General features: G+C 71.4%; 20 protein-coding genes and 1 tRNA gene. 9 read left to right on the forward strand and 12 right to left on the reverse strand.

The features are described 5' to 3' along the window. Positions 1–27: 27 nt before the first annotated feature. The 3 genes from ACFQQL_RS04480 to ACFQQL_RS04490 are packed head-to-tail and all read right to left on the reverse strand — an operon-like array spanning position 28 to position 4,046. Positions 28–1,461, reverse strand: coding sequence for an Nramp family divalent metal transporter (locus tag ACFQQL_RS04480; protein WP_382391668.1), 1,434 nt, complete (start codon positions 1,459–1,461; stop codon positions 28–30). A 39-nt stretch (positions 1,462–1,500) separates the two neighbouring features. Further along, positions 1,501–2,712 carry a D-mannonate dehydratase ManD gene (gene manD, locus ACFQQL_RS04485; protein WP_382391670.1) on the reverse strand — a complete coding sequence of 404 codons (1,212 nt, stop codon included), beginning with the start codon at positions 2,710–2,712 and terminating at the stop codon, positions 1,501–1,503. After that, entirely contained in the window at positions 2,709–4,046 is a 1,338-nt protein-coding gene (locus tag ACFQQL_RS04490) for an MFS transporter (protein WP_465254021.1), read from the reverse strand. Before ACFQQL_RS04490 ends, manD begins: the two co-directional genes overlap by 4 nt. A 250-nt stretch (positions 4,047–4,296) precedes the next feature. Here ACFQQL_RS04490 and ACFQQL_RS04495 point away from each other — a divergent pair, with 250 nt between their 5' ends. The 5 genes from ACFQQL_RS04495 (at position 4,297) to ACFQQL_RS04515 (ending at position 9,204) form a co-directional block, all read left to right on the forward strand. After that, positions 4,297–5,031: a GntR family transcriptional regulator gene (locus ACFQQL_RS04495; RefSeq protein ID WP_382391674.1), complete on the forward strand. Its 735-nt coding sequence runs from the start codon at positions 4,297–4,299 to the stop codon at positions 5,029–5,031. Between the two features lie 88 nt (positions 5,032–5,119). Next, positions 5,120–5,605, forward strand: coding sequence for a MarR family winged helix-turn-helix transcriptional regulator (locus tag ACFQQL_RS04500; protein ID WP_382391676.1), 486 nt, complete (start codon positions 5,120–5,122; stop codon positions 5,603–5,605). Then, positions 5,602–7,383, forward strand: coding sequence for an MDR family MFS transporter (locus ACFQQL_RS04505; protein WP_382391678.1), 1,782 nt, complete (start codon positions 5,602–5,604; stop codon positions 7,381–7,383). The genes ACFQQL_RS04500 and ACFQQL_RS04505 overlap by 4 nt, the downstream gene beginning before the upstream one ends. A 42-nt stretch (positions 7,384–7,425) precedes the next feature. Further along, positions 7,426–8,652 (forward strand): O-succinylhomoserine sulfhydrylase, encoded by a 1,227-nt coding sequence (gene metZ, locus ACFQQL_RS04510; protein ID WP_382391680.1) that lies wholly within the window; start codon positions 7,426–7,428, stop codon positions 8,650–8,652. 93 nt (positions 8,653–8,745) lie between these two features. Next, positions 8,746–9,204, forward strand: coding sequence for a MarR family winged helix-turn-helix transcriptional regulator (locus ACFQQL_RS04515; RefSeq protein WP_382391682.1), 459 nt, complete (start codon positions 8,746–8,748; stop codon positions 9,202–9,204). Positions 9,205–9,317: 113 nt separating this feature from the next. Here the strand turns inward: ACFQQL_RS04515 and upp are convergent, their stop codons facing one another. Continuing rightward, complete coding sequence (gene upp, locus ACFQQL_RS04520; RefSeq protein ID WP_382391684.1) at positions 9,318–9,956, reverse strand: uracil phosphoribosyltransferase; 639 nt, start codon at positions 9,954–9,956, stop codon at positions 9,318–9,320. A gap of 53 nt (positions 9,957–10,009) precedes the next feature. Between upp and tadA the strand changes: the two genes are divergently transcribed. Both tadA and ACFQQL_RS04530 read left to right on the forward strand, forming a co-directional pair. Next, positions 10,010–10,507 (forward strand): tRNA adenosine(34) deaminase TadA, encoded by a 498-nt coding sequence (gene tadA, locus ACFQQL_RS04525; RefSeq protein ID WP_382391686.1) that lies wholly within the window; start codon positions 10,010–10,012, stop codon positions 10,505–10,507. Positions 10,508–10,548: 41 nt separating this feature from the next. Then, the gene (locus ACFQQL_RS04530) at positions 10,549–10,815 is read left to right on the forward strand and encodes an acylphosphatase (RefSeq protein ID WP_382391688.1); all 267 of its coding nucleotides are present in this window, start codon (positions 10,549–10,551) and stop codon (positions 10,813–10,815) included. Positions 10,816–10,842: 27 nt separating this feature from the next. Here the strand turns inward: ACFQQL_RS04530 and ACFQQL_RS04535 are convergent, their stop codons facing one another. Further along, positions 10,843–11,718 carry an NAD-dependent protein deacetylase gene (locus ACFQQL_RS04535; RefSeq protein WP_382393784.1) on the reverse strand — a complete coding sequence of 292 codons (876 nt, stop codon included), beginning with the start codon at positions 11,716–11,718 and terminating at the stop codon, positions 10,843–10,845. 200 nt (positions 11,719–11,918) lie between these two features. Here ACFQQL_RS04535 and ACFQQL_RS04540 point away from each other — a divergent pair, with 200 nt between their 5' ends. Both ACFQQL_RS04540 and ACFQQL_RS04545 read left to right on the forward strand, forming a co-directional pair. Beyond that, positions 11,919–12,392: a hypothetical protein gene (locus ACFQQL_RS04540; RefSeq protein ID WP_382391690.1), complete on the forward strand. Its 474-nt coding sequence runs from the start codon at positions 11,919–11,921 to the stop codon at positions 12,390–12,392. Between the two features lie 134 nt (positions 12,393–12,526). Continuing rightward, a tRNA-Ser gene (locus ACFQQL_RS04545) sits at positions 12,527–12,612 on the forward strand. A gap of 94 nt (positions 12,613–12,706) precedes the next feature. Here the strand turns inward: ACFQQL_RS04545 and ACFQQL_RS04550 are convergent. From ACFQQL_RS04550 to ACFQQL_RS04580, 7 genes are read right to left on the reverse strand one after another with little or no spacing between them, the layout of a single operon-like run. Next, entirely contained in the window at positions 12,707–13,558 is an 852-nt protein-coding gene (locus ACFQQL_RS04550; protein ID WP_382391692.1) for an amidohydrolase family protein, read from the reverse strand. After that, positions 13,527–14,387 (reverse strand): carbohydrate ABC transporter permease, encoded by an 861-nt coding sequence (locus tag ACFQQL_RS04555; RefSeq protein ID WP_382391694.1) that lies wholly within the window; start codon positions 14,385–14,387, stop codon positions 13,527–13,529. Before ACFQQL_RS04555 ends, ACFQQL_RS04550 begins: the two co-directional genes overlap by 32 nt. Beyond that, complete coding sequence (locus tag ACFQQL_RS04560) at positions 14,380–15,279, reverse strand: carbohydrate ABC transporter permease (protein ID WP_382391696.1); 900 nt, start codon at positions 15,277–15,279, stop codon at positions 14,380–14,382. Before ACFQQL_RS04560 ends, ACFQQL_RS04555 begins: the two co-directional genes overlap by 8 nt. Then, complete coding sequence (locus ACFQQL_RS04565; RefSeq protein ID WP_382391698.1) at positions 15,269–16,570, reverse strand: ABC transporter substrate-binding protein; 1,302 nt, start codon at positions 16,568–16,570, stop codon at positions 15,269–15,271. The genes ACFQQL_RS04560 and ACFQQL_RS04565 overlap by 11 nt, the downstream gene beginning before the upstream one ends. Positions 16,571–16,617: 47 nt before the next feature. Further along, positions 16,618–17,856: an amidohydrolase family protein gene (locus tag ACFQQL_RS04570; protein ID WP_382391700.1), complete on the reverse strand. Its 1,239-nt coding sequence runs from the start codon at positions 17,854–17,856 to the stop codon at positions 16,618–16,620. After that, a complete protein-coding gene (locus ACFQQL_RS04575) occupies positions 17,853–18,647 on the reverse strand; it encodes an SDR family NAD(P)-dependent oxidoreductase (protein ID WP_382391703.1) in 795 nt (264 codons plus the stop codon). Before ACFQQL_RS04575 ends, ACFQQL_RS04570 begins: the two co-directional genes overlap by 4 nt. Next, entirely contained in the window at positions 18,644–19,672 is a 1,029-nt protein-coding gene (locus tag ACFQQL_RS04580) for a pyridoxal-phosphate dependent enzyme (RefSeq protein ID WP_382391705.1), read from the reverse strand. Before ACFQQL_RS04580 ends, ACFQQL_RS04575 begins: the two co-directional genes overlap by 4 nt. Positions 19,673–19,674: the final 2 nt, after the last annotated feature.

The raw sequence follows: 19,674 nt of genomic DNA on the forward strand, positions 1-19,674 counted from the left end.
GCGCCGGCCACGTCGAGATGTCGGTGCTCAGCCGATCTCGACGAGCCCCACCGAGCTCAGCGCCGAGTACACGCCCAGCAGCAGGATGGCCACACCGCTGACCGTGACCGCCACGGTCGCGAACCGTCCGCCGCGCAGCTCAGGTTCGACGTAGGTGCGCCGGAGGTACCACGCGGCGACCGCCACCGCGGCCAGGAAGATCCCGCCCGAGAACCCGCCGACGAGGATCATCACGAACGGCGCGGACATCCACAGCAGGGTGAGCAGCCACGCGAGTGGCAGCGCCACGATGAAGACCCGCGTCCATCGGTTGCGGCTGCGTGAGTCGGTCCACGTGAAGCCACCCATGATGCTCACCGCGTTCGACCACTGCCGCGACCACGAAGGGATCGCCGCCCACAGGGTCGAGCCGAGCGCCGCCACCGCTCCGACGAGGTAGACGATCCGGCCCCACTCGCCGAGCGCTCCGGTGTAGGTCTCGGAGAGGACCATGATCATGTCGTTGCCCTCCGGGGCGAGTCCCTGCGGGTGGAGGACCGCGGCACCCATGACGTAGAAGGCCATGGTGGCGACCGTGTAGATCAGCCAGGACGTCATCGCGTCCTTCTGCATGACCGCGATCCACCCCTTGACACGGCGCCGGTACCCGGAAGAGCCGTCGTTGGGGCCGGACCAGCGGGCGTACCCCTTCTCCAGGCACCAGTACGTGTAGGCCGTGATCTCCTCCGACGCCACACCGGTGAGGCCGAACATGGCGAGCGCGACGCCGATGGCTCCCACGGGTAGCGACAAGGACAGTCCTGAGGCGATGTCGCCGCCGGAGTACCCGTACTCGGTGGCGGGCAGGCCGAGGGTGATGACCAGCGTCACGACGACGAAGAGCATCGTCAGGAACACGGCCACTTTCTCGATGAGCGCGTAGCGGTTCGAGTACAGGGTCGCGATCGCCACCACGGTGACCAGGACCGACCAGACCGTCAGGGACGTCGCCTCGAGCGGTCCGGAGCCGATCGGAAGAAGGATCGACAGTGCGGCGGCCAGGCCCCCGATGACGCCGCCGGTCTGGATGAGCTTGGACAGTGCGAACAGGATCCACAGGATGAAGATCCAGCCGAACCTGCCCACGCGTGGCGGGACGAGGGTGTAGCCCTCCATCGCGCCCCGACCGGTGACGATGGCGTACCTCGCCAGCTCGACCTGGACCGCGACCTTGACCAGCGTCGAGAAGACGACGAGCCACAGCAGGACGAACCCGGCCTCCGCCCCCAGGGCGGTGGCGGTGATGAGCTCACCCGCGCCGACGATGGACGCCGAGACGATGAGACCTGGCCCGAAGAACCGGAGCGATCCGCGCCAGGTCGTCGGTGGTTCGCGGACGTCGGCAGGGTCGAGGTGATACGGATCGCCACCGACGACGGTGCGCTCCGGCTGGGTCCCGGGGCTGCTCGCTGCTGCGGACACTGCGATCTCCTTCGATCCGGATGCCGGGCTCGTCCTGGCCTACCAGTCGTGGACGGAGCCGTCGAGGCGGCGGGCGACCGGGAGGTACTTCGGGTCGTACGGGAACCTCTCGGCGGCGGCCTCGTCAACCTCGACGCCCAGGCCCGGTGCGTCGGACGGCACGAGCATGCCGTCCGCGAAGCGGTAGCCGGGCCGGAACACCTCGTGGGTGAGGCGCATGTGCGCCATGTACTCCTGGATGCCGAAGTTCGGCACCGTCACGTCCAGGTGCACCGCGGCGGACAGTGAGACGGGGGAGAGGTCGGTGGCCCCGTGCGAGCCAGTCCGCACCTGGTACAGCTCCGCCAGGTTGAAGATCCGCCTGAGGTGGGTGATGCCGCCGGCGTGCGAGACGGAGGTCCGCACGTAGTCGATGAGCTGCTCGGTGATGAGGTGCTGGACGTCCCAGATCGAGTTGAGGATCTCACCGACCGCGATCGGGGTGGTGGTCCGCGAGCGGATGAGCCGGAAGCCCTCCTGGTGCTCGGCCGGCGTCGGGTCCTCCATCCAGAACAGGTTGAGCTCCTCCACGGACCGGCCGAACCGGGCAGCCTCGTTGGGGGAGAGGCGGTGGTGCACGTCGTGCAGGAGGTGCACGGTCGGCCCGATCGCGTCGCGGACCGCAGCCAGGTACTTCGGGGCCTGGTCCAGGTACTCCGGTGTCGACCACGCCTGCTCCTCCGGGAGGGCGGCGTCCGCCGGGTCGTAGACCTCGCCGCCGTGGCCCAGCCCGTAGACCCCAGGGACGCCCGCGAGACCGGCCTGCGCCCGCACGGCGAGGTACCCCTCGTCGCGGAACCGGGCGACGTCGTCGAGCAGCTCGGGGACGTCCGCGCCGGCGGCGTGGCCGTAGACCGTCGCCCCTTCGCGGGCCCTGCCGCCGAGGAGCTCGTAGACCGGCAGGCCGGCGACCTTGCCCTTGATGTCCCACAGCGCGACGTCGACCGCGGCGATCGCCGTCATGGTCACCGGGCCGCGGCGCCAGTAGGCGCCCTTGTACAGGTAGGACCAGGTGTCCTCGATGCGGGCCGGGTCGCGGCCCACCAGCAGCGGGCAGACGTGGTCCCGCAGGTAGGACGCGACGGCGAGCTCCCGGCCGTTGAGCGTCGCGTCGCCCCATCCCACGACGCCGTCGGAGGTGGTGATCTTGAGGGTGACGAAGTTCCGGCCGGGCGAGGAGACGATGACTTTCGCCTCGGTGATGGTGCTCATGGCCGTGCCCCTCCGCGCTCGCCGTCCCCGCCCGCTGCGGGCAGCGAGCGTACCGGCCAGTCGGCGTACTCGCGGCCGTCCCGGCGCGCCGGCGCCGTCTCCGGGACGAAGCGCAGCGCGACGATGCTGATGACGACCAGCACGGCGACGTAGAGCGCCGGCCACACGTAGCTCCCGCCACCGGCCATCATCAGTGCCGTCGAGGCGACCGTGAAGGGCCCGGACGCGATCATCGCGCCGAACTGCCACACGACCGAGACGCCGGAGTAGCGCGCCTGGGACGGGAACAGCTCGGGGAAGTAGGACGCCTGCGGCGCGTACGTGCCGGCGTGGCCGAGGGCGAGACCTGCGATGAGCGCGACGGTGATGATCGCGGTGTTCTGCGTCTCCACCGCCTCCAGCGCCGGGACGATGAGCAGCAGGTTCAGCACCGCGGCGACCAGGTACACCGGTCTGCGGCCCACGCGGTCGGTGAGGCGACCGAGCAGCGGGATGGCGACGATCTCGCAGATGATCGCGATGATCACCGCGTCGAGGATGATCTGCGAGTTGAGCTGGTTGGCCTCGGCATAGGCGACGAGGAACAACGTGTAGAACGGGAAGACGGCTGCCTCGACGAACTTCGTGAGCAATCCCCCGATGACCTCCTTGCGGTGGTCACGCGCGAGGGTCTTCAGCGGCGCGCGGTGCTCGGCCTCCTGCTCCTTGACGGCCCGGAAGGTCTTGGACTCCGGCACCCGCAGACGGATGTACAGGCCGATGACGACCACGAAGATGCTCAGCAGGAACGGCACCCGCCAGCCCCAGGCGAGGAAGTCCTCGTTCGGCATCGTGCCCATGAGCCAGGCGAACAGCGCGGTGGGGATGAGGTAGGCGACGGGCGAGCCGAGCTGGACGAAGCTGGCGTAGAACCCGCGCCGGTTCGCCGGCGCGGCCTCGGCGGTGAGGAGCACGGCCCCACCCTGCTCGCCGCCGACGCCGAAGCCCTGGATGAGTCGGACGAGGACGAGGATGATCGGGGCCCACACGCCGATCTGGTCGTAGGTGGGCATGAGCCCGACGGCGAACGTCCCCAGCCCGGTGAGCAGGAGGGTGAAGACGAGGGCGCGCTTGCGGCCGATGCGGTCACCGACGTGGCCCCAGACCACCCCGCCGAGGGGGCGGGCGAAGAAGCCGACCGCGTAGGTCGAGAAGGCGGCGAGCATGCCCACGAGCCGATCGGACTCGGGGAAGAAGACGTCGTTCAGCACCAGCGCCGCCGCGGTGCCGTAGATGAAGAAGTCGTAGTACTCCGCGATCGTGCCGATCACGGAGGCGGAGACCGTCCGGCGCAAGGTCTTCGGGTCGGTCGGCCGCTGGTGCTCCGCAGCGGCCGTCGGGCTCGCGCTGCTGCTCCCGTTCGGCTCGTGGACCGGGTCTGTGGTGGTCACGGTGTGCTCCTCGATGCGCTGCTGCTGCACGTCGTGGGCCCTGGTGGGCCATGGTTGGGCGGACAAACGCGCACTACCATACAAGTGTGCTGGGTAGGGTCAAGGCGAGGACGACAGCGCCGAGCTCGGCGCGACGTGGGCAGCAGGGGGTCAGGTGAAACGGCACGAGGTCGCGGCGCAGGGGCGGCGCCTTCGCCGCGCGACGGAGCTGAGGCGGCTCACCGCGTCCGGCCGGAACTTCCGAGGGGTCGTCCACCAGGAGCTGCGCGACCGCATCGTCCGGCTCGAGCTGGCCCCGGGAGCACACCTGTCGGAGAACGAGCTCTCGCGCGAGCTCGGCGTGAGCCGCACGCCGGTCCGCGAGAGCCTCATCCTGCTCGCGGAAGAGGGCCTCGTGACCGTGCTGCCGCAGGTCGGGAGCTTCGTCGCGCCGATCGACCTGGGCGAGATCACCACCGCCCAGTTCGTCCGCGAGTCTCTGGAGTGCGCTGCGATCGAGCGCGCTGCGCAGGAGCGTTCCGAGGCGGACCTGTCGGCGCTCGAGGTGCTCCTGGACCAGCAGGTGGCGGACGACCGTGCGCAGGACAACGAGGCCTTCTTCGGGCACGACGAGGACTTTCACGCCCGGCTGATGGTCGCATCGGGGTTCGGGTCCGTCTGGCGCACGGTCGGCCAGGCCAAGGCTCAGCTCGACCGGGCGCGGCGACTCTCGCTCGGTGACGTCCAGTCCCTCGCGACGCTCGTCGAGCAGCACCGCGCGATCCTCGAGCGCCTCCGTGAGCGTGACGGCGCAGGGGCCGTGGCTGCCCTCCGGGAGCATCTGCGCCAGGTGTTCACCGACGTCGCACAGCTGCGCGAGCGCCGGCCCGAGCTGTTCGCCGAGGACTAGCGTCCCGCGGGGTCGGCCGGCCAGTGCTGTGACTGACATCGCCCTCCTCGCATTAGATGCATGGTGCATGTAGGTGTATGGTCGGGACGTGCCTGTTTCACGTCTTGACGCCAGCGAGCGCCTGATCGACGAGGTCGGCGCCTTCCTCCGCCGGACCCGGGCGTCGAGCATCCTCGTCGCGCAGAGCTGCGGGCTCCAGGTCACCCACGTCCAGCTCCTCTTCGCGCTGCGGCGCCTCGGGGAGAGCCGGGTCGCGACGCTCGCCGAGACCCAGCTGGTCGACCCGTCGGTCGCGAGCCGGCAGGTCGCCGGGCTCGAGAAGCTCGGGCTGGTGGAGCGGCGCAGCGATCCGGAGGACGCGCGCGCGGCCCTGGTCTCCCTCACCGAGAAGGGCCACGCGAAGCTCGGCGAGGTGCGCCGTCGTCATCGCGAGGTGGTCACGGCGGCCCTGGCGGACTGGCCGGTCGAGCGCGTCACCCGGCTCACGGACGACCTGAGCGCGTTCGTCGTGGCGTCCGGTCCTGTCTACGACGAGCTCGCCGGTGAGAGGGCCGGCATCCTGGAGGTCGTGTGAGATCGCGTCCCAAGGACCTGACGCAGCGGCGTGCCTACGCCGGCATGACCCCCGAGCAGGCGGAGGTCGCGCACGCGGAGCACCGCCAGATCCTCAAGGTTCTGCCCGGCCTCCTGCTGGCGATGTTCGTCTCGACCCTCTCGATGATGATCGTGGGCAATGCGCTGCCGGTGATCGTGGGGGAGATCGGCGGGACGCAGCAGCAGTACACCTGGATCGTCACGGCCTCGATCCTCGCCTCCACCGTGGCCACCCCCATCGTCGGCAAGCTCGCCGACCTCTTCGACAAGAAGCGGCTCCTGCTCGGATCGATCGCCGTCTTCGCGGTGGGCTCCCTGCTGGCGGGGATGAGCGTCTCGGCCGGGATGCTGATCGCTGTCCGCGTGCTCCAGGGGCTCGGGATGGGCGCCATCATGGTGCTCGTCCAGATCACCATCGCCTCGATCATCCCGCCCCGCCAGCGTGGCCGGTACAACGGCTACCTCGGTTCGGTGATGGCCACCTCGACCGTCGCCGGTCCACTGGTCGGCGGCATCATCGTGGACGTCGAGTGGCTCGGCTGGCGCTGGTGCTTCTGGGCCATGCTGCCGTTCATGGCGGTGGCGCTCGTGGTGCTGTGGAAGAACCTGCAGGTGCCGACCGTCCGGCGCCCCGGGGTCCGCGTCGACTGGGCGGGTGCGGTGCTCGTCTCGCTCGCGGCGACGCTGCTGCTGCTCTGGATCTCCTTCGCGGACCACTCCTTCGCCTGGTTGTCCTGGCAGACGGCCGCCCTGCTCTCGGGGGCCGTGCTGGCGAGCGTGGCGTTCGTGCTGGTCGAACGGCGCACGCCTGAGCCGGTGGTCCCCCTGCACATCCTCACCGAGCGGAACACGGCCCTGGCGATCGTGGCGAGCCTCGCGGTCGGCACGGTGATGTTCGGCAACAACATCTTCCTCGGCCAGTACTTCCAGATCGGGCGCGGGTTCACGCCGACGGCCTCCGGCTGGATGATCCTGCCGCTCATGCTGGGGCTGCTCGTCTCCTCGACCGTCTCGGGGAACCTCGTCTCGCGTTCCGGCCGGTGGAAGCCGCACGTGCTCGGTGGCGTGACCCTGCTCGCCGTGGGCGTGGGCCTGCTGGTCTCGATCCGTGCGACGACCCCGCTGCCGCTGATCGCCGGGTTCCTGCTGATCGCCGGGCTGGGGCTCGGTGCCTCGATGCAGAACCTCGTGCTCGCCGTCCAGAACAGCAACAGCCTCGCCAACGTGGGTGCTGCCACCTCGACGGTGACCTTCTTCCGCACGCTGGGCGGCGCGGTGGGGATCCAGCTCCTCGGAGCGATCTACGCGCACCGGGTGACGTCGCTGACCGTCGAGGAGCTGGGCGCCAGGGGGATCGACCCGGGTCAGATGGACGCGCAGTCGTCCTCGCTCGACCTGTCGGTGCTGCCGCCGCCGGTGGTCGAGGCGATCCGCGACGCCTACGGGAACGGCGTGAGCACCGTGTTCCTGATCGCGGCGGGCATCGCGGTGCTGGGCGTGATCGCCGTCCTCCTCATGCGCTCGACCATGCTGCGCAGCACATGGGACGTCCCCGAGCCCGCTCGGCAGGCGCTCGAGGACGACGCCGGTCCCGGGACGGCCGCGGCCCCGGGGGATCTCACGCCGGCTGCGACGGCGATGGTGGACCGCTCGGCAGTGCCGCGTGCGGACGGGGCGGAGCCGGCGCCGGAGCATGGCGCACCTCGGTCATCTCGTCATGCGAGTCAGGCCTCGGCGGGCAGGAAATCGTCCGAGTGACGCGGGAGGATCGGCTCCGACGCCGACCCCGGAGGAGCCACCGTGCCCGACCTTCCGTGTCCGATCGACCCTGACGGCCTTCGTCCGTCGACCCTCGCGGTGCGCGGCGGTCAGCGCCGCAGCGCCTACCAGGAGACGTCCGAGCCGCTCTACCTCACCCAGGGTTTCGTCTACGACACGGCGGCCGAGGCGGCCGCGGCGTTCGCCGAGGAGATCGACCGGTACACCTACAGCCGGTACGCGAACCCGACCGTCACCACGTTCGAGGAACGGCTCGCCCTGCTCGACGGCGCCGAGGAGGGCCTGGCGACGGCGACCGGCATGGCGGCGGTCTTCACCGCCGTCGCCTCGCTGGTGCGCTCCGGGTCGCGGATCGTGGCGGCGCGGGAGCTCTTCGGGTCCACAGTCACCGTCTTCGACGAGATCCTGGCCGGCTGGGGCGTGCGGACCGACTACGTGGTGGGGACCGACGTCGAGCAGTGGGCGGCGGCGCTCGCGACGCCGGCCGACGTCGTGTTCCTCGAGTCACCGTCCAACCCGATGCAGGACGTGCTCGACGTGCGCGAGATCGCGCGGCTGGGTCACGAGGCCGGGGCCGTGGTCATCCTCGACAACGTCTTCGCGACGCCGGTGCTCCAGCGACCGCTCGAGCTCGGCGTCGACCTCGTCGTGTACTCGGCGACCAAGCACATCGACGGCCAGGGCCGTTGCATGGGCGGCGCCATCCTGGGCAGCCGCGAGCTGCTCGGCGGCCGCATCCGGACGATGTATCGGATGACGGGCCCGAATCTCTCACCGTTCAACGCGTGGGTCCTCACCAAGGGCCTGGAGACGCTGCCCCTGCGGGTGCGGGCGATGTCCGCGAGCGCGCTCGAGCTGGCCGGGTGGCTCGAGGCGCAGCCGGGGGTGGCCTCGGTGCGGTACCCGTTCCTGCCCTCCCACCCGCAGCACGCCCTCGCGCGGGCGCAGATGAGCGGCGGCGGGTCGGTCGTGACGGTCACGCTCGAGGGCGGTGGTGGGGCGGGTTCCGGCGTCGAGCCTGCGTTCGCGTTCCTCGACGCGCTGCGCCTCATCGACCTCTCCAGCAACCTCGGCGACGCCAAGACGCTCGCGACCCATCCGGCGACGACGACGCACTGCCGTGTGCCCCCGGACGCACGCCGGGGCATGGGCATCTCCGAGGCCACCGTGCGGCTCTCGGTGGGCCTGGAGGACATCGAGGACCTACGGGAGGACCTGGCCCGCGGTCTGGCCGCCCTGCGAGCCTGAGCTCGGGTCCCGCACGCCGGCAACGACCTCGAGACCGGATCAGCGAGGGTATCTTGACAACACCCTGTCATGCTATGACAGCATGCTGTCGTCATGCCCGGATCACACCCCAGCGACGAGGCCGAGGCCTACCGGCTCCTCATGGCAGACGTGTACGAGCTCGCGAGCGCGGCGCGGCGCACCAGCGACCGGGTGGCGGCGCGGCACGGGCAGTCGGTGGCGCGCTGGCACGTGATGAGCGTGGTGGCGGAGGAGGAGGTGAGCGTGCCGGGGGTCGCCTCCCGCCTCGGGCTGACGCGGCAGAGCGTCCAGCGGGTCGTCGACCGGCTCGCCGCGGACGGGCTCGTGGCCAGGCGGGACAACCCACGCCATCGTGCCTCCCCGCTGGTCGGTCTCACCCCGGCGGGGCGCCGGGTCCTCGACCGGCTGGTGGCGGACGCCGACGCGGATCGCGAGGCGATGCTGGCAGCCGGGGGCGTGCACCGGCGGGACCTGCTGGCCGCGCGGCAGACCGTCCGGACCCTGCTCGCCCTGCTCCGCTCGCGGGGGTAGGCCGGCCTGGCCGGACGTAGGGTGAGCGCCGTGACGGCGAAGCGCGCATGCCTCGGCGGCCCTACCTCCACGGGCTGATGGCGGCCGGCCGCAGCCCCGGCGTCAGTCCACGGTCAGTCCACGACGCCGTAGAGCCGGTCGCCCGCGTCACCCAGGCCGGGGACGATGAACCGCTGGTTGTTGAGGCGCTCGTCGACCGCCGCGGTGACGATGCCGACGTCACCACGCTCACCCACGGCCTGCTCCAGGGTCTGGAGCCCTTCCGGGGCGGCGAGCAGGCAGATCGCCGTGACGTCGACCGCGCCCCGTTCGAGGAGGTACTCGACGGCGGCGATCAGGGTGTGGCCGGTGGCCAGCATCGGATCCAGCACGAAGCACTGACGGCCCGAGAGGTCGTCGGGCAGCCGGTTGGCGTACGTGATCGCCTCGAAGGTCTGCTCGTCGCGCTGCATGCCGAGGAAGCCGACCTCCGCCGTCGGCAGCAGGCGGCTCATGCCGGCGAGCATGCCGAGCCCCGCGCGCAGGATCGGCACCACGATCGGGCGCGGCGCCGCGAGGTGGATGCCGGTGGTGCGCGCCACCGGGGTGTCGATCTCGACCTCGGTGACGCGGACGTCCCGGGTGGCCTCGTAGGCGAGGAGCGTGACGAGCTCGTCCACCAGCAGCCGGAAGGTGGGGGACTCCGTCCGCTGGTCACGCAGGACGGTGAGCTTGTGGGCGATGAGCGGGTGGTCGGCCACGTGGACGCGCATGGGGCCAACCTACCGGCCGCCATGGCCGGGCACGGCCCTGCCATCATGGCGGCATGACGGCTGGACCGGGCTCGCGTGCCACCCCGGAGGTGGACGCCGCCATGGTCGAGGCGCTGCGCCTCGCCCAGGAGGCCGCGGACGACGGCGACGTACCCGTCGGCGCCGTCGTGCTGGGCCCCGACGGCGCGCGACTGGGCGGCGGCCGCAACCGCCGGGAGGTCGACGGTGACCCGACCGCGCACGCCGAGATCCTCGCCCTCCGGCAGGCGGCGGCAACGCTCGGTACCTGGCGTCTGGAGGGCTGCACCCTCGTCGTGACGCTCGAGCCGTGCACCATGTGCGCGGGCGCCGTGGTCCTCTCGCGTCTCGCGCGGGTCGTGCTCGGCGCCTGGGACCCCAAGGCCGGCGCCACCGGCTCGGTCCGCGACGTCGTGCGGGACGCCCGTCTCAACCACCGCGTCGAGGTGATGTCCGGTGTCCGGGCCGCGGAGAGCGGCGAGCTGCTGCGCGACTTCTTCGACGCGCGCCGCGGCACCGCGGAGCAGGCCTGAGGCGACGTGCGTGCCGCGCGCCGCCTCGGGAGACTGGCCGCATGATCCGCCGACACCTCGTCGTCCACGGCCGCGTGCAGGGCGTCGGGTTCCGCTACACGTGCGAGGAGGTCGCCGCCCGCCTCGGGGTGAGTGGCTGGGTCCGCAACCGGCCGGACGGCACGGTCGAGATCGTCGTCGAGGGCGAGCCCGACGCCGTCGGGAAGCTCGTGGAATGGGCGGACCGGGGCCCGCGGCTCGCCGACGTCGCCCGCGTCGAGGCGAGTGACGAGGAGCCGGAGGGGCTGCGCGGGTTCCGGACCCGGTAGCGAGCCGGGAGCAGCTGCGCGGGAACCTCATGCGCCGAGGGCGCGGGCCAGTGTCGGGAGTGCCTCCGAGGTCCCCACGTGCACGCGGAGGTGCGCCAGGTCGTCGCCTCGGGTGGTGCCGCGGTTCACGATCCCGACCGGGCGGCCGGCCTTCGCCGCCCGCCGGACGTACCGCAGCCCGCCCATCACGGCCAACGACGATCCCGCGACCAGCAGTGCCTCGGCCTCGTCGACGATCGCACCGGCCTCCTCGACCCGGTCCCGCGGGGTGTTGTCACCGAAGAAGACGACGTCGGGCTTGAGGATGCCGCCGCACCGCGGGCAGTCGGCGATCCGGAACTCCGCCGTCGAGTCCAGCACCACGTCCGCGTCCGGTGCCACCTCGAGGTCAGCCACGGCGCTCAGACTGTCCAGCCAGTGCGGGTTGAGGGCGACGAGCGTGGCGTCGTGCTCCTCGCGGCTGAGCACCAGTCCGCAGGCAAGGCACAGCACGCGGTCGTAGCGGCCGTGCAGGTGGACCACGTGCCGCGAGCCGGCCCGCACGTGCAGCAGGTCGATGTTCTGCGTGATGAGCCCGGTGAGCAGGCCGGCGCGCTCCATGGCGGCCAGCGCGTGGTGGCCCGGGTTCGGCTCGGCCTGCTGCAGGTGCCGCCAGCCGATGTGGTTGCGTGCCCAGTAGTGACGACGGAACCGCTCCGAGGAGACGAACTGCTGGTGCGTCATGGGCCGGCGCGGACGGGCACCGGGAGAGCGATAGTCCGGGATGCCGGAGTCGGTCGAGATCCCCGCGCCGGTCAGCACCGCGAGCCGCCGCCCGGACAGCAGCTCCACGAGCGGCTGCAGGGCCGCCTGGACGTCCTCCGGGTCGGGCAGCGCCCCCTCGGCCGGCGGCGCGATCGTCATCGGCCGCACGACGAGCCGCGGCGGCGACCCGCTGGGGAAGAGGTCCGCCACGGTGTGCTGCGCGGGGCGGGGACGGTCGCTCTCAGGCACCGCGCCAGGTTACGGCGGGATCCGGCCGCGGGCACCGCGTCAGGTTACGACGGCGTGACAAGGCGGCGTTTCGCGAGCGCGACGGTGGGGGACGCCCGTACCGTCGTGACATGGACAGCACGGCTGGTGCGGACCTGGCCGTCCGCGGCCGCGAGGTGGTCACGTCCTACCTCGCGGGGGTCGACGTCGCGTGGACCGATGAGGACGAGGAGCTCGTCGAGATCCTCAACGGCGCGGGGCACCTGCGCCGCATCCGGGTGTCGGTGACCGACGGTGACGTGTGGCTGCTGCAGCGCGCCCTGCTCGACGAGGAGCCGGAGATCGAGGGGGGCTGGTGGTCGTTCGTCCGGGTGCGCCGGGACGCCGCGGAGCCGGAGGTCTACCTGGCCGCGGAGGACGGGGTGCGCGAGCTCATGCACCGGCTCACCCGGCGGGAGGCGGCGGTGGGTGCCGGCACGGAGCCGACCGAACAGGTCGAGCCCGCCCCGGCGCCGGTCCAGATGCGGGACGAGGCGGTCCGCGTCTGCGACGGCGACCTGCGACCCCTGCTGCGGTCCTGGCGCGAGCTGACCATGGGATTCTGAGGCCTCGGCTCGACGAGAGGGAGCATCCGGCGGCCGGTGGCACCCGCTCGCACGAGCTTCTCGCCCGACGTGACCCGTCGCACGCACCCACGGTTTGGGGCGCCATGAGGCCGCCCGGTACCATCGACGGCCGAGGTAGCGTGTCCGAGCGGCCGAAGGTGCAGCACTCGAAATGCTGTGTGGTTAACAGCCACCGTGGGTTCAAATCCCACCGCTACCGCGCTGGTGAGGTGTCGGGACATCGTGCACACGGTGTCCCGACATTTCGCTTTCCGGGGCTGTGTGTCCGGGCGCGAACGTGGCAGGGGCCGCGTCTACCGCCGGTAGATGCGTGCGGCATTCGCGAGCAGGACCTTGTTCCGGTCCGAGGTCGGTATGCCCGAGAGGTGGTGGCGGGCTGCCTCGAGGCTGGAGGAGTACTCCCCGTAGGAGAGCGCGTGCGGCAGGTCGCTGCCCCACAGCAGCCGGTCCGCCCCGAACACCCGGAGGAGTTCCGAGACGAGCCCGGTGAGGTCCTGGAACGGAGCCGTGTGGCCGGAGAGGGCTCCGAACGCGGACAGCTTGAGGTAGACCTCGGGCACGTCTGCCAGCGCCAGCATGTCGTCGACGAAGCGGCGCGGCGTTCCGGGACGGCAGTAGCCCAGATGGTCGATGACCACGGTGACGGTCGGATGTCGCCGAGCCATCGTCAGCACGGCGCGGAGCTGATGCGGCTCGACCAGAAGACTCAGGACGGCATCGACTCCCTCTGCCGCACGCCAGACGTCTGCGCCGGCCAGCGGCCAGCTCCGGTCGCGACCAAGGCCGACCATGCGGATGCCCCGGTAGCCCGCGCGGGGTGTGAAGCGGGTACGGAGCTCCTCGACCGACGGCGGCCGCAGCGGGTCCGCCAGGCAGACGCCGACCAGTCGGTCGGGGAACCGACGCAGCACCTCGTCCAGGTAACCGTGGTCCGGCCCGTACACCCTCGGCTGGATGACGGCGGCTGCCGCGACACCGGCAGTCCCCAGGTCCCGGACCAGATGTTCCACCGGGTACGGGCTGCGTGGCACGGGCACGTCGTCGTACGGACCAAACGGGAAGGCCGCCGTGTCTGCCGACCACACGTGGGTGTGAGTGTCGAACGCCACAGGGTCAACCAACGGTGGCCCCCTCCGTGATGCCACGATCGATCGAGCGTTGCGCGACGAGGTAGACGACCAGCACCGGCACGAGCGCGAGTGCCGCCGCGGCGAGCATGAGGTTCTGCTGCGGCCGCTCGGCATTCGCGAACTGGACGAGACCCTGTTGGACCGGCATCAGCTCGGCGTCGCGGAAGACCACCAGGGCGAGGGTGAACTCGTTCCACACGTGCACCAGGTTGAGCACCGCCGACGCGGCCAGTCCCGGCCGCGCCAGCGGCAGCATGACGCGCGTGAAGATCCGCCACTTCGAGGCGCCGTCGATCACCGCCGCCTCCTCGACCTCCACCGGGATGGCCCGGAAGAAGCGGATGAGGATGAACACGCTCAGGGGCAGGGTGCTGGCCGTCATCGCGGCCACATAGCCGATCCGGGTGTTCGTCAGACCGAGGTCCAGCAACGTCGAGTAGAGCGGCAGGAAGATGGCGGACGCCGGAACCATCAGCATGGCCAGGGTCACCCCGAGGGCGAACAGCCGAGCGGGGAACCGGTGCCGCGCGAATCCGTACGCCGCCATCGCCGCGAGCAGCACCGAGACCGGGACGACGACGGCGCTGTAGAGCACGCTGTTGCCGACGTACTGGTAGAACCTGCCGTCGGTCCACACGTCGGCGAAGTTCGACCAACGCAACGTGCCGGGCAGGATGCTCTCCCCGCGGTTGATCTCGGCGGTCGACTGGAGCGCACCCGTGTACAGCAGCACGAGGGGGCAGAGCGTCGCCAAGGCGCCCGCGACGAGGAGCGCGTACACCGCTGCCCGCGAGGGGCGGAGCCGACGCGTGCCGGCGCTCGCGGTCGACCTGGCCCTACGCATCGGGACTCCGTCTCGCGACCACGAACTGCACGACGGACAGCACCACGAGGACGAGTCCGAACACGATCGACATGGCAGCGCCCAGCCCGAACTCGTAGTTCTCGAACGACTCCTTGTAGATGCGGAGCGTGGGGACCTCGGTGCGGAATCCCGGACCGCCGTCCGTCGTGACGAGCACCGTGCCGAAGATCTGCAGCGCGAGCAGGACGGAGACGACCGAGACGACCACCGTGACCGGGCGCAGGAGCGGCCAGACCACGTACCGGAACCGGGCCCACGCACCCGCGCCGTCGAGCATCGCGGCCTCCCTGACGCTGGAGGGGATGTTCTGCAGACCGGCAAGGAACAGCAGGAACCCGAAGCCCCAGTGGGACCACACGTACACGAACGCGACGGCCCAGAAGGCGGTGTCCGGCTCCCCGAACCACGCGTGCCGCCACGTCTCCGACCCGATCACCGCCAGCAGCTCGTTGACCGGACCGATCGCAGGATCGAGCAGCCAGTCCCAGAGGAAGCCGAAGACGACCGGTGACAGCATCCACGGAAGGAAGAACACGGCTCGGAAGAAACGGGCACCCCGCGGATCGGTGTTCACCGCGAGGGCCATGACCAGGCCGAGCGCGCCGCCGACGAGCAGGCCGACCGCACCGAAGCCGAAGGCATTGCCCATCGACCGCCAGAACACCTCGTCGCCCCAGAGCCGGTGGTAGTTCTCGAGCCCGACGAAGGTCGGCGTGAACGAGATGCCGTCCCACTCCTGCAGGCTGAGCAGCGCCCCACGGAACAACGGGTAGACCTGGAGGGCGGCGATGAGGACCATGGCCGGCAGGACGAACGCGGCGCCCGTGAGCTGAGCCCGGCGGGACCGCGACGTCGCGCCCCTAACCCTCATCCTGCGCCGCCTGCACGTTCGTCAGGATCCCCGCCGCGTCGTTGTCGCCGACCAGGAGCTGCTGGACGCCGCGTGAGAGGGCGTCGGCGACCGGTGTCAGCAGGGCAGCCTCGGGCGGCATGATCCGGTCCATGTGCTCCGCGAACGGCGTGATCCTGGGGTCGAGGTCGTCGGGCGAGGACATGACGGCGGGGTTCACCGGGATGGTCGGCAGTGCCCGGGCGTAGTGTCGCTGCTGCTCAGGTGCGGTGAACCAGCGCAGGTACTCCACGATCTCCTCCACGCGAGGGCTGCGGGCGTTGATCGCGACGCTCTTGCTCTTCCCGCCCTGGATGCGCATCTCGGCGGAGGTCGGCGGCGGTGGGAGGAACGCCCCGAACCCGTCGAACTCGGCGTCCAGGCTCTGTCCCACCGGGATGCTGCTCGAGAATCCGAAAGCCGTGGCCAGATTCTTCTGGGCGAAGAACGCCTGCTCGACGTCGGGCATCTGCCAGGTGGTCGAACCGGGCGCGAGCACGTCCGCGTCCCTCAGCTCCTGGAGGAGCTCCAGGACGGTCCGCCACTCGGCACTGGTCCACGGGTGCTCGCCCGCCGTCGTCGCCACGACGGTGTCGACCCCGAGCAGGTTGCTGCCGAAGGTCAACGCGAACGCCTCCGGGCCGTAGGTCTGGCCCGGGTTCATCCCGAAGGGCTGGTCGGTCACGTTCCGGAGCTGTCGGAGCGCGCTGACGAACTCGTCCCAGGTGGCGGGCGGTTCCTCGGGGTCGAGGTCGGCCTGCCGCCACAGGTCGTGGTTGCAGAGCATCATCCAGCAGTTGCCGTCGAACGGCACCGAGTAGATGCCGGGCTCGACTCCCCACCGGTTCTCGGCTGCGTACGTCGTGTAGGCCAGCAGCTCGGGGCTGAAGCTGTCGCGCCAGCCGTCGTCCATCACGTCGGTGAGGTCCAGCGGCCATCCGCCGTCCACGTAGGGGGCGTGGTCGTTCAGGGTGCCGCCGAGCGTCGGGTAGTAGAGGTCGGGCATCTCCCGCGCCTGGGCCCGGGCGCGCAACGCCTGGTCGTAGTCCTGAGCGATCGTCTCCACCCGGATCCTGACTGCGGCCTCGTCCCGGTAGCGGGCGTTCAGCTCCTCGAGCACCGGCTCCTGGCCGGTCGAGGCGTTGAGATAGCTGATCGCCCCGTCCGACGCCGAGGACTCGGGGCGACATGCCGCCAGACCCGGGATGGCGACCATCGCGGCCAGGAGACTGCCGCGGCGAAGCACGGACCGTCTGGTGAGCGTGCCGTTCATGGAACTCCTCCTTGAGTGGGAGCGACAACGTGGTGAGGTGCGGACGCCTACCGGGTGGCGAGGCGGCCGGGACCGGCGACGGGTATGCCCGCCTGGAGGACCATCTGCGGGGAGCCGAGTAGATCGGGGTCGGTCCGGAGGTCGCCGTCGTAGACGCAGATGTCCGCCACCCGCCCGGGGAGCAGGGACCCGAACGTGGCTCCCTTCCCCATCGCCTCGGCCGGCAGACCGGTCGCGCGCCAGAGCACCTCCGCGAGGCTGAGCTGCCATCGACGTGCGGCCTGGGCCAGGAGGTCGGGAAAGTCACCGACCGCCGGACCGAAGGCGTCACTGGTGAAGAAGGTGCGCGGCGCGAGCTCCGGCAGGCTGCGCAGCAGCCGCCACCGGTCCTCGGGGACGTCCGCCTCCGGCGGCTCCTGACGGGCGTCGACCTCCCGGAGCGGCACCATGGCGGCGCCGAGGTTGAGGTCGACGTAGACCTTCCTCGCCGCCATCTCGGCGATGACCTCGTGGTCGACGTCGAGCCGCCCGTCCTGCGCGGCCAGGAAGTTGCAGTGTGCGATCACCTGAACGCCGGCGAGAACCGCACGCCGGATTCCCTCCGTGGCGTTCGCGTGCGCGACGACCTGTACCCCCAGCCGGTCGGCCTCGGCGACCACGGCAGCCAGCTCGTCGGTCGAGTACTGCGCGCTCCGCCGGTCGGTGTGCGGGTCCATCGAGCCGCCCGTGGCCATCACCTTGACCGCGTCCGGCCGTTGCGGTGCCAGGTCTCGCAGGCGCGCCCGAAGCTCCTCGGTGCCGTCGGCGGTCACGCCGAGGAACTCCCCGTGCCCGCCGGAGGTGGTCAGGCACGGTCCGCATGCGAGCACCCGGGCGCCGCGGACGAGCCCCGTCCGCAGGAGCCTGCGGACGTCCAGAGCAATGCCCTCGGGCGAGCCGCAGTCGCGGACCGTGGTGACGCCTCGGCTCAGGGCGGACTGGGCGCCGGCCAGCGCCCACGCCGAGTAGCCCTGTGGTCGTGGGGCCATGTCGGGCCAACCCGGGTCCGTGGGGCGGCCGTACGCGAGGTGGACGTGTGCGTCGACCAGGCCCGGCGTGAGGGTCGAGGTGTCGAGATCCCGCCGTCTGGCGTCCGCTGCCGCCGGGTGGGCCAGGACGGCGGTCGCAGGCCCGGCGGCGACGATGCGGCCGTCGTCGAACAGGATCGCGGCGTCCTCGACGCCCGGACCTCCGGTCCCGTCCAGGAGCAGACCGGCCACGATGACGCCGGCTCCGGGAACGCTCATCCGCGCTCACCGTCCAGACCGGCTGTCCTGCGCGACGGCGCCGTCCGGTAGCGCAGGGAGGCGCCGCCGTCGACCGCGAGGACGTGACCGTTCACGAAGCGCGACCGCGGGTCGGTGAGGTAGAGCACGGCGTCGACCACGTCCTCGGTCGTCCCCCAGGAACCGTCGAGCGCATCGGTGCCCGCCGCGGGTCTCGAGGACGGGTCCGTCCAGATCGGTCCGGGCGCGACGGCGTTCACGCGGATCGCCGCCGCCGCCCACTCGCCGGCGAGGCACTTGGTCAGCATGATGAGTCCGGCCTTGCTGACGCAGTAGTCGACGGTTCCGGCGTTCGGGACGAGTCCTTGCAGGGACGCCATGTTGACGATGGACCCACCGCCGGGTCCCATGCTGCGTGCCACCACCTGCGAGCAGATGAACGCGCCGGTCACGTTCACGTCGAGGACGCGCCGCCAACGCTGGAGCGGCATGTCGAGCGCCCTACCACCCACCTGGCCACCTGGCCGGACAGAGGTGAGCGCTGCGTTGTTCACCAGGGCCGTCGGCGTGCCGTAGCGTGCGGCGGCCTCGTCCACGGCCCGCTCGACGGCACGGGCATCTGTCGTGTCGGCGACGTACGACGTGGTGTCGGGGCCGAGTGCCAGCGCGACCTCCTCGACGGCCGCGCGGTCGACGTCGAGCAGTGCGACCGCGGCGCCGGCCTCGGCCGCCGCCCGGGCGACGGCTGCGCCGATTCCGTGGCCCGCCCCTGTGACGACCACGACCTGTCCTGCCAGATCCCTGAGCGTCACGATGCTCCGTAGGGCCTGCCACGACCGTCGTGGGCGAAGAGCGCGGGCAGCCCTCCGGTGTGGACGAAGACCGGTGTGCGGCCGCCCTCGACGTTGCCGTCAGCCACGTCCTGGACGAGGCCGGACATCCCTTTGGCGGTGTAGACCGGGTCCAGCAGCAGCCCGTCCACCTGGGCACAGCGCGTGAGCAGCTCCCACACCGGGCCGGACGCGACCGCGTAGTCCGGTCCGCCGTGGTCCAGGACGACCACGTCCCTGGCGCGGATCGGGCTGGTCAGGCCGAGGAGGGTTGCGGCGTCGGCGGCGAGGGCCGCAATGCGCTCGGCGATGCCCTCCGGCAGTGGGCGCCACCCCACGCCGGTCACGGTCCAGTCGAGCCCGAGCAGGCGCGCGCCCAGCAGGAGGCCCGTCAGGACGACACCTTCGGAGGTCGCGAACACGGCGACCTTCTCCACGTCCCGGGCCCGCAGCTGCTCGGCCATCTCGAGGACGCACCGCAGGTAGCCCAGCACGCCGAGCGGGTGGACGGAGGACTCCAGCACGTACGGACGACGCCCCCGGCGGCGGTGCTCCTCGGCCACCGCGTGCATGCGTGCAGCCGTCGCCCCGCGATCGGTGATCCGGGGATCGTCGTCGACCCACTCGATCTCGGCGCCGAGCAGGGATGTGATCAGGTAGTTGCCGCCAACGGTCCCGGCGCGACCGCGCCGCAGGATCAGAACCGGGCGCATCCCGGCACGAACGGCGGCCGCCGCGCACAGGCGCGCATGGTTGGACTGCGCGACCCCGCCGCCGGCGACGAAGACGTCGCAGGACTGCGACTGCGCATCGGCGACGATGTACTCGAGCGCGCGCACCTTGCTGCCGCCGAACGCCAGGCCGGTGAGGTCGTCCCGCTTGACCAGCAGCTCCGGAACGCCCAGCTCCGCGGCCAGCCCGGGCAGTGGTTCGAGCGGGGTCGTGGCGTGCGTGAAGGTGAGCCTGGGGAACGCCTCCAGCGCAGAGGTCAACTCGTCACGGGTCACGC

It is taken from the genome of Georgenia alba, assembly GCF_042665525.1.
GTDB classification, from domain to species: domain Bacteria; phylum Actinomycetota; class Actinomycetes; order Actinomycetales; family Actinomycetaceae; genus Allobogoriella; species Allobogoriella alba.

What these genes read in the sequence shown, in the direction of transcription:
- manD (WP_382391670.1), bottom strand. Translation starts at nt 2,712, where the DNA reads ATGAGCACCATCACCGAGGCGAAAGTCATCGTCTCCTCGCCCGGCCGG.
- ACFQQL_RS04540 (WP_382391690.1), top strand. Translation starts at nt 11,919, where the DNA reads ATGGACAGCACGGCTGGTGCGGACCTGGCCGTCCGCGGCCGCGAGGTG.
- ACFQQL_RS04555 (WP_382391694.1), bottom strand. Translation starts at nt 14,387, where the DNA reads ATGCGTAGGGCCAGGTCGACCGCGAGCGCCGGCACGCGTCGGCTCCGC.
- ACFQQL_RS04570 (WP_382391700.1), bottom strand. Translation starts at nt 17,856, where the DNA reads ATGAGCGTTCCCGGAGCCGGCGTCATCGTGGCCGGTCTGCTCCTGGAC.
- ACFQQL_RS04535 (WP_382393784.1), bottom strand. Translation starts at nt 11,718, where the DNA reads ATGACGATCGCGCCGCCGGCCGAGGGGGCGCTGCCCGACCCGGAGGAC.
- upp (WP_382391684.1), bottom strand. Translation starts at nt 9,956, where the DNA reads ATGCGCGTCCACGTGGCCGACCACCCGCTCATCGCCCACAAGCTCACC.
- ACFQQL_RS04515 (WP_382391682.1), top strand. Translation starts at nt 8,746, where the DNA reads ATGCCCGGATCACACCCCAGCGACGAGGCCGAGGCCTACCGGCTCCTC.
- ACFQQL_RS04560 (WP_382391696.1), bottom strand. Translation starts at nt 15,279, where the DNA reads ATGAGGGTTAGGGGCGCGACGTCGCGGTCCCGCCGGGCTCAGCTCACG.
- ACFQQL_RS04530 (WP_382391688.1), top strand. Translation starts at nt 10,549, where the DNA reads ATGATCCGCCGACACCTCGTCGTCCACGGCCGCGTGCAGGGCGTCGGG.
- tadA (WP_382391686.1), top strand. Translation starts at nt 10,010, where the DNA reads ATGACGGCTGGACCGGGCTCGCGTGCCACCCCGGAGGTGGACGCCGCC.
- ACFQQL_RS04565 (WP_382391698.1), bottom strand. Translation starts at nt 16,570, where the DNA reads ATGAACGGCACGCTCACCAGACGGTCCGTGCTTCGCCGCGGCAGTCTC.